Here is a 14,413-nt window from a genome sequence, read left to right as displayed (position 1 = left end):
TTACATCATTTTGATCAGATTAACAGAGAGTTTTTCTTCTTTGATCAGATAACCGATCAGGTTAAACCATGCTTTGCAATGATCCAGAATCCATGCGTCGGAGGAAATAATGATTTCTGCACTTTCTGCCAGAATTTTATCCGGATTATATTGCAGATCCGATTCCCAATTAAGATGTTGCTGTTCTGCAAAATCAAGGACAATCTGTTTAATCCGTCCGCTGTTGGAAACAGGTTTGTCAAAGATCCATACCAGTTTCTCAATTTGATTTTGCCGGTAAAAAGAGGCTACCAATTCCACGGCTCTCAGCGTTTGGTTTACTCTTTTATAGGTTCCATGAACTCCGGAAAGATCACGGAAACAGCCGTCCAGTCCTTCAAAAATATAGGCTTCGGAAAGCAGACTTTCCAGCAAAATCAAAACATTGAAACCGTCCAGGTATATGGTCTTACCTTGTAACATTGAAGCATCTACATGTTTCAGCTGTCTGTTTTGAAGCTGTGCAGCAGAAGCGGATGCACCCCGTAGAGCCTGTATCTGCCGGGTTTTAAGTCTGTACCTGTTTCCGACCAGTTCAGCTGCTGCTTTTTCCGGATAGTCTCTGGTCAGCAGATACAGCATGTCTTCAACCGCCAGTTTAAGCTTGCTGATCTGTTTCTCTGAACCGAACAGGGTATCATCCCCTGTATTTTTCCCGCGGTTTCTGTTATTCATACTCAAAAATAGAGTTTTTATGGTAAGAAATATTTTTTATCCGGGAATATTCAACCACCCCGTCAAAAATTCTTTGAATTTTCGCCACCCCTCCAAAGGAGGGGAATTGGAAACCTTTGATAGAGAAGTTTGCCAATGCTATTATTTTTCTCATTCTAATTGGGCATTTGTTATGTTTTCTACAACAAAAGAGATATTTTGTACAATGCATTGATATGTATTAGGGATAAGTTTGCAAAGACTTAAAAATTCCCTTATGAATACACTGAAAAAATTATGTTACCTGTCTGCAGCTGTATTGCTAACAGCATCTTTCGTTTCATGTTCAGGCGATGATCATGAAATAAGTATTGAACAGCAGACCCCCTCACAGGTTCTGTCTTCTACTCCATGGGAAACTACCGGAGCAAAAGATAAGAATGGAAACAATGTAGCCCTTACTGATGCCAGCGTAGCCGGATATGTAGGCTTTGCTTACTTCAGGGCAGACGGGAAGTTTGCTATTTATAATCTGACTGACGTGCTGAGATCGATGGGAACATGGTCTGTGGATGCGCAGGGAAAAACAAGGACTATTGCAGCATTAAACCCGGACGGAACCACTATTTTCACCCGTGATGTTGAAATTCTTGTTTTGAACAGAAATGAGTTTACTTACAGAATCCATCCTAACTCGAGTGATCCTTCTCTGTATTATGACATTATCCATACAAGAACCTCCCATGCTGAACCTGCTAACGGACAGCTTACCCTTGCTTCCACTCCATGGGAGACCACCGGAGCTAAGGATAAGAGCGGAAATAATGTTGCTTTAAGTGACGCCAGTGTTGCAGGTTATGTAGGATACTCTTACTTCAAGGCCAACGGAACTTTCAGAATTTTCGGATTAAACGATGTAGTAAGATCTGAAGGAACATGGTCTATTTCTCCGGACGGAAAAAAGAGAACACTTACTACGCCTACTTTTACCCGTGTTGTGGATATCCTGGTCCTGAACGAAACTACGTTCACTTACAGAATTACTCCTGATGCCACCAACCCGTCTGTATTTTACGACATCATCCATACGAAGGTAAACCATAAGGAGCCTTTGTAGTGATTATTTTTTTATAATAAGGAAGAACCTGCTCAGTGATGGGCAGGTTTTTATATTAAATTTACAAAACCACAAACCTTTATTTAAAACACTTTAGTTTTAGTTCAGTAAGTTAAATGGTTATAAATAACCGATGTGAAAATTTATATAGCTTCTGTTTCTTTCACTATATGTATTGTTCCCACCATTTTTTCCAGCTTGCTGATCCTAACTGATCGAGATTTACTTTTTCCCCGATCATCGGGAGTGTTATCGGGATATTATTTTCTTCTGCATGCTTTGATGCCAGCTCCAAAGGCTCATACCATGCATGCTGTGCCAGCTTGAATTTGGAATTGTGTACAGGAATGAAATTTCTGGCTTTCAGTTCCTTTATTTCTGTTATCAATTGATCCGGCAAAGTATGAATATAGGGCCACTTTTCATTATACTGGCCGTTTTCCATGACGGCCAGATCAAACGGGCCATATTTGTTTCCGATTTCTGTAAAATGATTTCCATAACCGCTGTCACCTCCTAAAAACAGAGTTTTTGACGGGGTTTTTAAAACGAAAGATGTCCAGAGTGAGATATTACGGTTCAGTAATCTTCCGGAAAAATGTCTTGCAGGAGTAAGAGTGATCCTGAAACCTTCAGCAATGTCTATGCTTTCCCACCAGTTTTTCTCGATGATTTTATTAAAACTCCAGCCCCAGTATTCAAAATGCTGGCCGGTTCCCAACCCACAGATGACTTTACCCACTTTATCTTTTAATTCCTGAACAGTCTTATAATCCAGATGATCCCAGTGATCATGGGAGATAAGCAGGAAATCGATCTCCGGCATATGTTCCGGTTTATAATAATCGGCTCCCTGAAAAGCTTTTATGGAACCCGGCATCGGGGAAGCATTTCCGCTGAACACAGGATCGATCAGAAATTTCTTCCCATCCACCTGTATGAAATAGGAACTGTGCCCGAACCAAACCAATACATTTTCTTCGGACTGGAGGTTTTTCAGATCAGTTACCACAAACGGAAGTGCCGTTTTGGGTGAAGTATTTTCTACTTTGCATAAGGTATGAAAAAGTACTTTGGTCATACTTTCACCTTCTAACAGAGCAGGTGTCGGTAATATATTCTGAAATCTGCCATTGAGATAATTGGGAAGTGTATTGAAATATTCTTTTCTTTTTTCATCAGGGAACTGCCCGAGCTGCTTTTTTAAATTTTTCATGTATTTTATTTTAAATCCAGCCCCGTTTCTAAAGCAATGCTCTTTTATCTTATTGGCTGAGAAACCTTTCTATAAAATAAATATAAGCATAAGATTCTGAGATGTGAAAATAAAATGAAGAGGCTGTGGAAATTTTAATTTTCTATTCTTAAAAAATCCACTTAACCAGTCCAAGCATAATTACTCCTAACACTATGCAGCCTATTGTCATGACAGCAAAAGTCAGTGCCAATTCTGTACGGTACTTTTTTTTATCGAAAGTAAAATCAGCAGGATTGATATAATAAACTTCATAAATCATAGGATTTATGCGTACATCTGGCCGGAAACGGACAATTCCCTGAATATATCTTCTTCGTAAAGCTTTTAAGTTTCCGAAATAATAGCAGTAACCGGCATCTGTTCCGTCAAAATCTACGTCTGCTGAAGAGCCTTTGTGCTTCACATTCAATACATACATCTTGTTTCTTGGGCTGAAACTTACATCATATACATCGGGAAGGTTATATTTTTCCAGATCATGATAAAGAATTTGATCTATCGTCCCATCGGCTCTTTCGTAATGAATCCCCTGATTATCAACCCTTATCTTTCGGATCACTTTCTTTCTGAGTCTCTTCTGATACCTAAAGAAACGGTATAAACCGAAAGCAAGAGCCGGATAATATACCATTGCTACAATACTAAATATGGCCAGTTTATCACTGATCATAACGGGTAATCCCAATACCAGCAGAAATGCCACCAACAATAAAAGCCCGCCAAAAGTCCTGGTTATCCAGGTCATGAACCACCATGTTTCAGATGTTAATGGCAAAAAATCTTTTCTTACATCGTCTTGCATCTGTTCAAGATACTAAAAAAGTAAATAATATAAAAGAGTCATAGTAATGCCATGACTCTTTTGTACCCAATTGAAAATAAGATATACTTAAACTAAAACTATGAAATCGTATATGTTTTTTCTGTCGTTGTAGTGTAAGTATCGGAGATAACATTGTCTACAAATATCACTATTGATCTGAGATCCCAACTCAAAAACCAATGATAATTAGATTATCACTGAGCGTTTTCTGAATACCTTTAGTAAATTCAAAAGCATTCAGATTTCTGTCAAGGAAAGTATCTATATAACTACTCTTATTAGCTTGTGTAAAGAGATTATACATTCCATAGGTTAATCTCTCCATCATCAGCCTTACAAAAGCTCTCATCTTCATAGTAGTCTTTAGCTATTGTATTGAACTGACTATCATTGAAAGTTAGCTGAGGAATATTTTAGTTTCTGTTTTTCAGCTTTAAGCCTGCTACTTTTAGAGCAGGCTTAATGTGTCTTAGTGTGTCCATTTATTGAATAAAGCCACGTTTTCCTCCCCTACCTCCTTCTTTACCCCCTCCAGGCAGTACAGCAACAGTCTCTACCCTCTTTGGTAACGGTCTCTACCCATTATACAAGCCCCGGTACCCCCTTATGCAACCCCCTTTACCCCCTTACCCAAGGGGGTACAGCCCCTTCATGAAGGGGGTGGAGCCCGTTCATGAAGTCCCTCCAGACACTTATTGAACGGGCTGGAGGCACTTCCGAAGGGCCTACGGGTATTTCTGAGCGGTATTGAGAGTGATTTAAAGGAATTTACGCTTTTCCGTAAGCAGACAATCGAAGTCTTTATTATTATTGCAGCATCTGATGAATATATGGGTAAGGATTATTATAAAATGGGGATGCTTTAAATAACACGACAGGTTCTGTCGCTTCAAAGCAATATTTTTGTATTAAATCAATGCCATATTCGGACAGGTGTGTTAAAAAATGTTAAATTTGCCGGATTTTATGAATCAGTCAAAGTCATGCTTAAAAAACAATAACTATGAAATTTTTATTCAATTACATTCATTCGGAGGATATTCTTCAGTGGCTTTTAAAATATTCAAAAACCAGTTTAATGTGTACACATTTTCATGCATATGAAATACAATATTTTATGCCCCCAGAAGAATGTTATTTTCAATAGTTTTGAAAAATTTATTATTAAAGTGGTTTAAACTTTACAAAGCCACAAAACACTTGAATGTGCTTAAGTAAGTTTAAAATGATACCACAGAAAAGTCAGAAGAAAATCAAAGATTTTCAGAAAACTTACGTGTACTTATTATGCATAAGGTTGGGCTCTGAAAAAATTGAAGTATTTAAAACTTTATGCCTTTTGTGGTTTAAATCTTTTGTGGTTTAAATAATGATGATAAAAGTTTAAACAACCTCTTCATTAAAGAATTGGATGTATCCATGATCTATAAAAACAAAACAATATTAACTTAAAAAAACACGGGAATGAAAAAAATCTCTCTCAGTGCATTCATCTTATGTACAGCCCTGGGTATGCATGCCCAGGAAGTGGTATGGCAGAAAGATATCCAATCCTCTACGCAGGATTTCCTAAGCCAGGTTACCACTACCATTGATCAGCAGTATCTTATCACCGGAAGTTCCATACAGTCAGGAAGCGGGAAGCCGGAGGCTGGAAGTAAGCAGAACAACGGTTACGATTTTCACCTTATCAAACTGAACCAGCAGGGAGAAGAGGTCTGGGAAAAATACTTCTCAGGACAAAACCATGATTATCTCTCTGCAACGGTTACCACACAGGACGGTGGATTTCTTTTAGCTGGTACCAGCTATTCAGGAAAAGGGTTGGATAAAAAAGAGGATTCCAAAGGAGGATCAGATATCTGGCTGGTCAGAATCAATGAATTCGGGGATGAATTATGGCAGAAAACACTAGGAAGTACTTCCGATGAAGAAGCCAGGGCAGTTATCCAGACTACCGATTTAGGATTCTTTGTTGCGGGTAACGTACAGGGCTCTTCAAAAGGGTACGGCTCCAAAGATGTTCTGATCACAAAACTGGACAAAAACGGAAAAGAACTCTCACAGGTAATTTTAGGGGGGAAAGGTTTGGATGAAGTAGAAAAAATGATTCCAACAAAAGACGGCGGAGCATTACTGGGTATTTATTCAAGGAGTTCTGAAGTAAAGGCGGGAAGCGGGAAGCGGGAAGCTGGAAGTGGCGTGAAGATCGACTCTTATTCCAAAGCCAGCAGCAACTTCGGCGAAGGCGATTACTGGATCGTAAAGCTTGACAAAAACGGAAAAGTAGAATGGGAAAAGAATTTCGGAGGAAAAGGTGATGACCATATCAGAACCCTTGCTTTAACTTCAACCGGCTTTATCATTGGCGGGGAATCCAGATCGGAAAGGTCAGGAAATAAAACCGTAGGGATTGAAGAAGGAACAGACCTTTGGCTGATTTCCTTGAATGAAAGAGGTGATGAACAGTGGCAGAAATCTTACAATTTGGGTAACCGGGATATCCTGATGGGAATGAGTGTAATAAGCGGGAAGCAGGAAGACGGAAACGGGAGTTCTAAAGGCATTCTGCTGGGCGGTTATACCCAGGCGGAAGGAAGAATAGAAACGGATGATGAAACCTTCTGGATGCTGTATCTGGATCAGAATGGCAATGAGCAGTGGAGAAAACACGTCAAAGGAGAATCCAGAAAGAAGGAAGAAAGACTTTCTGATGTAAAACTCAACAGGGATGGTTCTATTGTTCTGGCCGGAACCAGTGCTGAAGAGCTGGGTAAAGAGAACTGGAAGATCGTAAAGCTTGGGGACAAGCAGGTTGATCAGTTAATTGAAAAATATGATATCAAGATCTACCCGAATCCGGTGTCAGATTATGCTTACATAGAAATCGGTTTTGATTTTAAAGAGGCTGATATTCTGTTGTATGATATGAGTGGAAGACAGCTTCAGAGTATTAAAACGAAGAATAAAGTGACTAAAATTAATACCCAGGCTTTGGTTCAGGGAGCCTATCTGGTGACGATAAAAACGGATAACAATAAAACGGCGAATGCTAAACTAATTAAGAAATAAATACAATGAAAAAAATATTACTACTATTTATTTTAGTGTATGGATCGGGCAAGGCTCAGATAGAAAGAAACTTCGGTACCACTCCTGATCCGGTACCTTCGGCTTCTTCTTTTGCTTCTTATTCCAATACTCCCGTTTCATTAGCTACCGGGGTTCCGGAAATATCCGTGCCCTTGTTTACATTACCCACAAGCAATAAGAATCTTAGTATTCCTGTTGGACTGAACTATCACATCTATAATGTTGGTTTAGGAAAACCGGCTGGAGAAACGGGGTTAGGATGGTCACTTTCAAAAGTAGGACTTATTTCCAGGGTGATCAACAATGAGCTTGATGAAAAATATGATAATATCACCAAACCTGATTATAAGAAGAATGCCTTCGATGATGTATATCATTACTATTTACCGGGAAGTTCAGGGAAGTTTAAATTTGTAAGAGATACGATAAACAATACCTTTACGCTTAATAATCTCTCAGGAAATAATGTTAAAATAGAATTTACCAGAACTGCCAATACAGCAACCCTTATCCTCGAATCATTTAAAATAACAGATGATAAAGGATTTAAATATATATATGATAATTACAGTCTTGCTTCGAGGGATGGCTATAACACCAATTACAGATCTGCATTTTATCTGAGTAAAATTCTGGATGAAAATAATATTGAAATTGTAACGCTTACCTATCAGAAAGACACCAGGTATAGCGGAACATTTGTAAAATATCAGAATTGTAACCTGGCAACAGTCACAACCATCTTTGGAAAAATCAGCTTTGAAAATGTTTATGAGCCGTATTGGGAGGATCACGGAAGCAGTGATCCCAACAAAATACAGAGTATTGCTTTACTCGATAATTCAGGAAGACAGGTTTCCAAATATAGATTTGATTATGGAACCATGAATATGACGAGCGATCAGACACAGGAAAAAAGGATTCTTTCCGGCTTGTACAGGCTTGATAAGAACCAGAATACATTAGAAGGCTATTCTTTTCAGTATGGGAGTTTAAATTCTTCTTCACAAATGATAGGAACTTTAACAGAAATGAAGCTGCCAGAAGGAGGTCGTATCAGGTATCAATATGATGCCAATGAAATCTACACTGCTGTCAATTACTCAGATGCCGATAATTATACAATTAAATATCCTGAAATCCAGCGGTTTGTTTCAAATCCAATGTTTTTTGACACCAATACCAGCCGCATTTACACTTTCCAGATAGATGCTCCCCGGGCCGTCTTTGTAAGCAAAGATTCCGAAGTGTATTATAAAGACCAATACACTCTTGGTATTCATGATAATCCTGACACTTATAATTACCAGATTACCTATGTTATTAAAAAAGGGAGCACCGTGATCTCCAGCAACGGAAGTCCGGACCGATATCTGGTAACCCCCGGAACCTATACGATAGAAATAAAAACCGGCTTTGGAAATGGGGATTTTCACATCGGGATGATCCAGACAGATCCCCCGCCTTACAGAAATGCTAAAAAAGTAGATGTTGCAGCAAGGATAAAAACAATACAATACTATGATGATAATATCCTGAAAAAAAGTATTAACTATGAATATAATGCGTTTGACAATGCATTGAACTCAAGTGGAGACTACTTTACACTGGAAACCTGCCAGTCTCAGGAATATGATTACCTGAATTCTGTAATTTTATATAATAATGTGAAAGAAATCTATGGAGATTCTAATAACAATCTTGGCTATACCCAGTATTATTTCAAGACTCCAAAAGATTTTGCAGGGAATGGGACAAGACCTCATTATAATATCGTTTCAGGAGGATTACTGTATAAGAAAGAAGTCTATAATGCGCAGAACCAATTGATTTCAAATGAAAATACGGATTATGTACTTACTGAAATCAATAACGCACCTGAATATACCCTATGTGACGGAACGACAAGCAGATCATCCTGGACACAGTCTGCAAAGACAACTTCAAAAACATTTTTCAGCGATGGGTCCGCATTGGAAAACAGTTCTGAGGTCATTTACAGTCCGGTTAATTTCGAGCCGCTATATACAAAAGTGACAACTCCGGATGGAACAGTAACTGAAAAAAACATCAAATACTCTTCTGAGCTTAATAATACCAAACTGGTAAATGCCCGTATCCTTTCTGCTCCTTTAAATACGGAAATAAAAATAAACGGAAAACTCGTCAGTAAAGCAGAAACCAAATATGATAATCCCGCATCACTTCAGGTAACCTCTGTGAATTCATATGAAATGCAGAATCAGTCAGCACAGACGAAAGTAATTTTCAGTAATTATGACAGCTATGGAAATCCCGTGGAAACCAAAACGCCTAAAGGAATTCCGACCGCTGTTGTATATGGATATAACAATACCCAACCTATTGCAAAAATTGAGGGCGCTTCCTATGCTCAGATTATTTCACTGCCTGCTGTACAGAATGCAGTAACCGCCTCCAATTCTGCAACTCCGGAAAATGAAGGAGCTCTGAAAACGGCTCTTGAAAACCTGCGGACCAGCAGTACAGTGAAAGACTTCAACGTTACTACCTATACCTGGGATATCTTCACAGGGATGACTTCTGTAACAGCCCCTAACGGAGCAAAAGAAACGTATACCTATGATAAAGCCGGAAGGCTTGAGAAGGTAACGGACCAGGACGGCAAAATACTGAAAACATATCAATATAACTATAAGCAATAAAAACTCATGATCATGAAAAGAATATTATCAATAGCAAGCTTAGGGTTGGCATTGTTTATAGATGCCCAGACACTGAGCACTACAGAAAATTATATATACAGCAAAAACTGCCTGGATGAAACCTGTACCAAAAAAAGTGAGGCTGTTCAGTATGTGGATGGATTCGGAAGAAATAAACAGGTAATTTCCATCGGAGCGACTCCTTCCGGAAAAGATATTGTTCAGCATATGGAATATGACAATTATGACAGACAGGTAAAAAGTTTCCTTCCTGTACCCCAGCAAGGGTCACAGGGCGGAGCTATTTATTCCTCTCCGCTGTCCAATGCAGGCGCTGTGTATGGATCAGAGAAAATATATTCCGAAAAAATATTTCAGAATGATATCTCCGGACAGGTAAAACAGGTGATTCCCGCAGGAAATGCATGGGCTTCCCACCCTTTACAGCTTGCCGTTTCCGGAAATGCTTCCGGAGATCAGGTCAGAAAAATAACTGTTGTTACCTCATGGGTGAACAATGCTACTTCTTATACGTTGAGCTACAATCCTGATTATGCTCCCAATCAGCTTTCAAAGAGCATTGCAACAGATGGAGACGGCAATACTACCACTGAGTTTACAAACGGCTCTGGTAAAACCGTATTGGTAAGGAAAAACGACGGAACAAAACCCATAGATACGTATTATCTCTATGATGAGTTCGGAAACCTCGCCTATGTCATACCTCCGCTGGCATCTGCCGGGATGTCTGCTTCAGCACCCCTTACCACTGCTGTGCTGGATAACCTGTGTTATCAATATCATTATGATTCCCAGGGAAGGCAGGTAGAGAAAAAGCTTCCCGGTAAAGGCTGGGAATACATCATCTATGATCAGCAGGACAGGGTAATTATGACACAGGATGCTAAACTGAGAACCGTGAACAATACTTTTTCTGCCAAAGGATGGATGTTTACCAGGTATGATAAATGGGGAAGAGTGCTGTATTCCGGTTTTTTTTCGAGTGATGATTCCCGGCTTACCCTGCAGAATACGATCAACAATGTGACGGTAAATGCTGAAAATAATGAATCAAGGAGTGATACTTCATTTACCGCAAACGGAATGCAGGTTTTCTATACTCAGAATGCTTTTCCAACCGGGAATATCACCGTATTAAGTGTCAATTATTATGATACCTATCCCGCTTACAGTTTCAATCCTGCTTTTCCGGCAGCCATATTGGGGCAAAATGTTATCACTGATGCAACTCCTGTCAGCACAAAAGGCTTTCTCACCCTTAGCCTTATCAAAAATATTGAAGATAATAACTGGACTAAAAACTATGCCTACTATAATACCAAAGGCATGGCTATCGGTGCTTATTCTATCAATCATCTTGGCGGATACACAAAAACAGAGACAGAATTTGATTTTGCAGGCGTTGTGAAACAAACCAAGGTGTATCACAAAAGAGTCAGTGCCGATACAGAGAAAATCATCAGCCAGGTTTATGAATATGACAGTAAAAACCGCCTGAAAAAGAAATGGCACCAGGTAGGCAGCCAGCCACAGGAACTGCTGGCGGAAAATACATATAATGAGCTTTCACAGATCAGCAACAAAAAAGTTGGAAACAACCTGCAAAGTATAGATTATGCCTATGATATCCGGGGCATGCTCACCAAACTGAACGATCCGGCACAGCTGGGAACCAAACTGTTTGGATTTGAACTGAAATATACCAACCCCCAGAATACCGCCAATTCCCCGGCAAAATATAACGGGAATATAACGGAAGTAAGCTGGAAAACCTCTACTGATAATGTGTTAAGGCAGTATAATTACCAATATGATGCTTTAAACAGGCTAAAGAAAGGAATTTATTCTGAACCTAATGCCTCTGCACCGCAGAATGGGTTGTATAATGAGACCGTGGAATATGATTCCGGAAGCAATATCACTTCGCTTAAGAGAAATACAGGGATGTCAGGAATGGCTGCCCTTATGGATGATCTTACCTACAATTATACCGGGAACAGGTTGAATTCAGTTACCGATATATCCACTAATTACAACGGTTATTCTGAGATATCCGGAAATATGATCTCTTATGATGACAATGGAAACATGGCCAGCCATAAGGACAAAGGGGTATTGCAGATTGATTATAACTTCCTGAACCTCCCGGATTATATAAAATTTGATAAGGGATTACAAACACGTACAGGCATCATTAATGAAAATACAATCTATACCTACCGTGCAGACGGAACAAAAGTAAAGAAAGTGTATAACTACACTCCTTTTGATCCCCTGGGAACTGCCACAGAACTTACATCCGATATTACTGAATACCTTGATGGCTTTCAGTATGAAACCACAACAAGCAAAAAAGGAGCAGGACCTCTTGTTTTGAAATTTATTCCCACTGCAGAAGGCTATTATAATTTTGAAAATAATAAGTATATTTACAGCTATACCGACCATTTGGGAAATGTACGGGTAAGCTACTCCAGATCCTCAGCTGGCAGCGCAGAAGTTCTTGAAGAAAACAATTATTATCCCTTTGGTTTAAAGCATCAGGGCTATACCTTTTTAACTGGAAATCCTGCCTACAATTACCAGTACAACGGGAAAGAATTACAAAAGGAAACCGGCTGGAATGACTATGGTGCCAGGATGTATATGGCTGATATCGGACGTTGGGGAGTAATAGATCCGTTGGCTGAAACATCAAGAAGATTTTCACCGTATGCCTATGCTTTAAACAATCCAATAAGCTTTATCGATCCTGACGGAAGAAAAGCGGTACCTGTTCCTTACGAAGGAATGGAAAATCACTTGGTAGAAGGGTCTTATATGTGGCAGATGGCGGGAGGTAGTTTCAATCCTCACCAGAAAGTTCCTAACGGAAGCGGTGGTACTTCTGCTGATTTTGGAGGGTTTGGGTATACCGGAACCGGAACCACTTTTGGACAGACACAGGCCTACGCAGATCTGATGCAATCTTTACAAAACGGAGGAGATTTCTCCCTCAAAACCAACAACGGCTATATGAGCTGGTGGACAGATGGTGATGAATTAGGATATGGTAGAATTGTAGATGGAAAATTAGAGTTTGGAGTACAAGAATTAGTTGTTCATAGAATGAAACTTAATGCCGGTACACCTTGGGATGCCTATAAAAACTGGGCAGATTGGGGGGCCAGTACTGTTGGAGGAGGATTTAAATACCTTGCTGAACAGAGAACAGCATTATATAATAGCGGATATTGGGTTGATAATCTTGGACAAATGAGAAGTACTGCATACGCAGGAAGAGCTAGAGGATCGTTAATAGGGTTAAGAAGCGATTATGTGCGAACTACTACAATGCTTGGAAAATATGCCAAAAGAGCTGGTTATGTAGGCTATGCAATTAGTGCTGGACAAATAGGATATGGTATGTATCAAGATGGTGGGAAGTTTGGAGTTAGATCTCAGGTGGCATCAGCTGGTGTAGTTGGAGGAATGGCAGGCGCAGCAGCAGGAGCATGGGCATTAGGTAAAGTTGGAGGAATTATAGGAACTCTTGTCGGTCCAGAAGGAACAGTTGTTGGAGCCGCAATAGGAGGTGTAGTTGGAGGTATTGTTGGCGGATTTTGGGGAGGAGAGATTGCAGAAGGCTGGGCTGACGGTTTTTTAAATAAAGCAGATAATATCAAATAGAAAAATAAAAATGGATTCAATTGAAATAAAAGGAAGCAATACAAAATTGACCTTAATGCTATTAGGCTCACTAATATTTATATGTTTAGGTGGGTGGCTAGCAATTAACCCTGATAAATTCTTATCCACAATATTTAGGAATACTTCTTTTATACGTATTACAGGTATTGCAGCAATATTATTTTTTGGAATTTGCCTAATGTTTTTATCAAAAAGTATTTTTTCAAGTAAATTTAATCTTGTTATTAACGAAAAAGGAATTATTGATAATTCTAGCTACGTTAGTGTAGGAATGATTTTATGGGATGATATTACATCAATAAAAAGTATTAGCGTTGTATCTACAAAATTTTTAATTATTAATGTAAAAGATCCTAATAAATATATAAACAATCAAAATACTACAAAACAGAAATTGTTAAGGAGAACTCTTAAAACATATGGAACTCCTATTTCAATTTCTTCAAATACATTAGCATTTAATTTTGATGAATTAGAAAGTACAATACTTAAATTTTATCATAAATATAAAAATAAGTAGCAGCGCTATTTCTAAGCATGTTTATTATAGATTAGAGTATTGAGTCCCTAATGAAGCTCTTGAAGAAAACAACTACTACCCTTTTGGATTAAAGCATTTGGGATATAATAACGTAGGCGAAAACCCATCTTACAATTATCAATACAACGGTAAGGAATTACAAAAGGAAACCGGCTGGAATGACTATGGTGCCAGGATGTATATGGCTGATATCGGACGTTGGGGAGTAATAGATCCGTTGGCTGAAACATCAAGAAGATTTTCACCTTATGCCTATGCTTTAAACAATCCAATAAGCTTTATCGATCCTGACGGAAGAAAAGCGGTACCTGTTCCTTACGAAGGAATGGAAAATCACTTGGTAGAAGGTTCTTATATGTGGCAGATGTTAGGAGGCAGTTTCAATCCTCACCAGAAAGTTCCTAACGGAAGCGGTGGTACTTCTGCTGATTTTGGAGGGTTTGGGTATACCGGAACCGGAACTACTTTTGGACAGACACAGGCCTACGCTGAT

9 protein-coding genes and 2 pseudogenes are annotated in these 14,413 nt (G+C 39.1%); 6 read left to right on the top strand and 5 right to left on the bottom strand.

Features of this window, described 5'->3' with window-relative positions; genetic code table 11:
* Positions 1 to 714, bottom strand: coding sequence for a DUF434 domain-containing protein (locus ACR1PO_RS14710; RefSeq protein ID WP_433987233.1), 714 nt, complete (start codon positions 712 to 714; stop codon positions 1 to 3).
* Positions 707 to 868: a hypothetical protein gene (locus ACR1PO_RS14705; RefSeq protein WP_433987232.1), complete on the bottom strand. Its 162-nt coding sequence runs from the start codon at positions 866 to 868 to the stop codon at positions 707 to 709. Before ACR1PO_RS14705 ends, ACR1PO_RS14710 begins: the two co-directional genes overlap by 8 nt.
* A gap of 102 nt (positions 869 to 970) precedes the next feature.
* On the opposite strand from ACR1PO_RS14705, the gene ACR1PO_RS14700 reads away from it, so the two are divergent.
* Positions 971 to 1,810: a DUF4822 domain-containing protein gene (locus ACR1PO_RS14700; protein WP_433987231.1), complete on the top strand. Its 840-nt coding sequence runs from the start codon at positions 971 to 973 to the stop codon at positions 1,808 to 1,810.
* Between the two features lie 166 nt (positions 1,811 to 1,976).
* Here the strand turns inward: ACR1PO_RS14700 and ACR1PO_RS14695 are convergent, their stop codons facing one another.
* From ACR1PO_RS14695 to ACR1PO_RS14685, 3 genes and pseudogenes are all read right to left on the bottom strand, one after another.
* On the bottom strand, positions 1,977 to 3,026 hold the full coding sequence (locus ACR1PO_RS14695; RefSeq protein ID WP_433987230.1) for an MBL fold metallo-hydrolase: 1,050 nt from the start codon (positions 3,024 to 3,026) through the stop codon (positions 1,977 to 1,979).
* A 148-nt stretch (positions 3,027 to 3,174) separates the two neighbouring features.
* The gene (locus tag ACR1PO_RS14690) at positions 3,175 to 3,870 is read right to left on the bottom strand and encodes a hypothetical protein (RefSeq protein ID WP_433987229.1); all 696 of its coding nucleotides are present in this window, start codon (positions 3,868 to 3,870) and stop codon (positions 3,175 to 3,177) included.
* 190 nt (positions 3,871 to 4,060) lie between these two features.
* Positions 4,061 to 4,262 (bottom strand): annotated as a pseudogene (locus ACR1PO_RS14685) (DUF3871 family protein).
* A 1,093-nt stretch (positions 4,263 to 5,355) separates the two neighbouring features.
* On the opposite strand from ACR1PO_RS14685, the gene ACR1PO_RS14680 reads away from it, so the two are divergent.
* The 5 genes and pseudogenes from ACR1PO_RS14680 to ACR1PO_RS14660 form a co-directional block, all read left to right on the top strand.
* Positions 5,356 to 6,963: a T9SS type A sorting domain-containing protein gene (locus tag ACR1PO_RS14680; RefSeq protein ID WP_433987228.1), complete on the top strand. Its 1,608-nt coding sequence runs from the start codon at positions 5,356 to 5,358 to the stop codon at positions 6,961 to 6,963.
* A gap of 5 nt (positions 6,964 to 6,968) precedes the next feature.
* Positions 6,969 to 9,668, top strand: coding sequence for an RHS repeat domain-containing protein (locus tag ACR1PO_RS14675; protein ID WP_433987227.1), 2,700 nt, complete (start codon positions 6,969 to 6,971; stop codon positions 9,666 to 9,668).
* Positions 9,669 to 9,680: 12 nt separating this feature from the next.
* Positions 9,681 to 13,358 (top strand): DUF6443 domain-containing protein, encoded by a 3,678-nt coding sequence (locus ACR1PO_RS14670; protein WP_433987226.1) that lies wholly within the window; start codon positions 9,681 to 9,683, stop codon positions 13,356 to 13,358.
* Between the two features lie 10 nt (positions 13,359 to 13,368).
* Positions 13,369 to 13,899, top strand: a complete 531-nt coding sequence (locus ACR1PO_RS14665) for an STM3941 family protein (protein ID WP_433987225.1) — start codon at positions 13,369 to 13,371, stop codon at positions 13,897 to 13,899.
* A gap of 52 nt (positions 13,900 to 13,951) precedes the next feature.
* A pseudogene (locus tag ACR1PO_RS14660) lies at positions 13,952 to 14,218 on the top strand (RHS repeat-associated core domain-containing protein); the annotation flags it as partial.
* Positions 14,219 to 14,413 lie beyond the last annotated feature (195 nt).

It is taken from the genome of Chryseobacterium amylolyticum (assembly GCF_051011775.1).
Lineage (GTDB): Bacteria > Bacteroidota > Bacteroidia > Flavobacteriales > Weeksellaceae > Chryseobacterium.
Note: the sequence above shows the minus strand (reverse complement) of the source record. Positions and strands in the feature narration are given on the sequence as shown.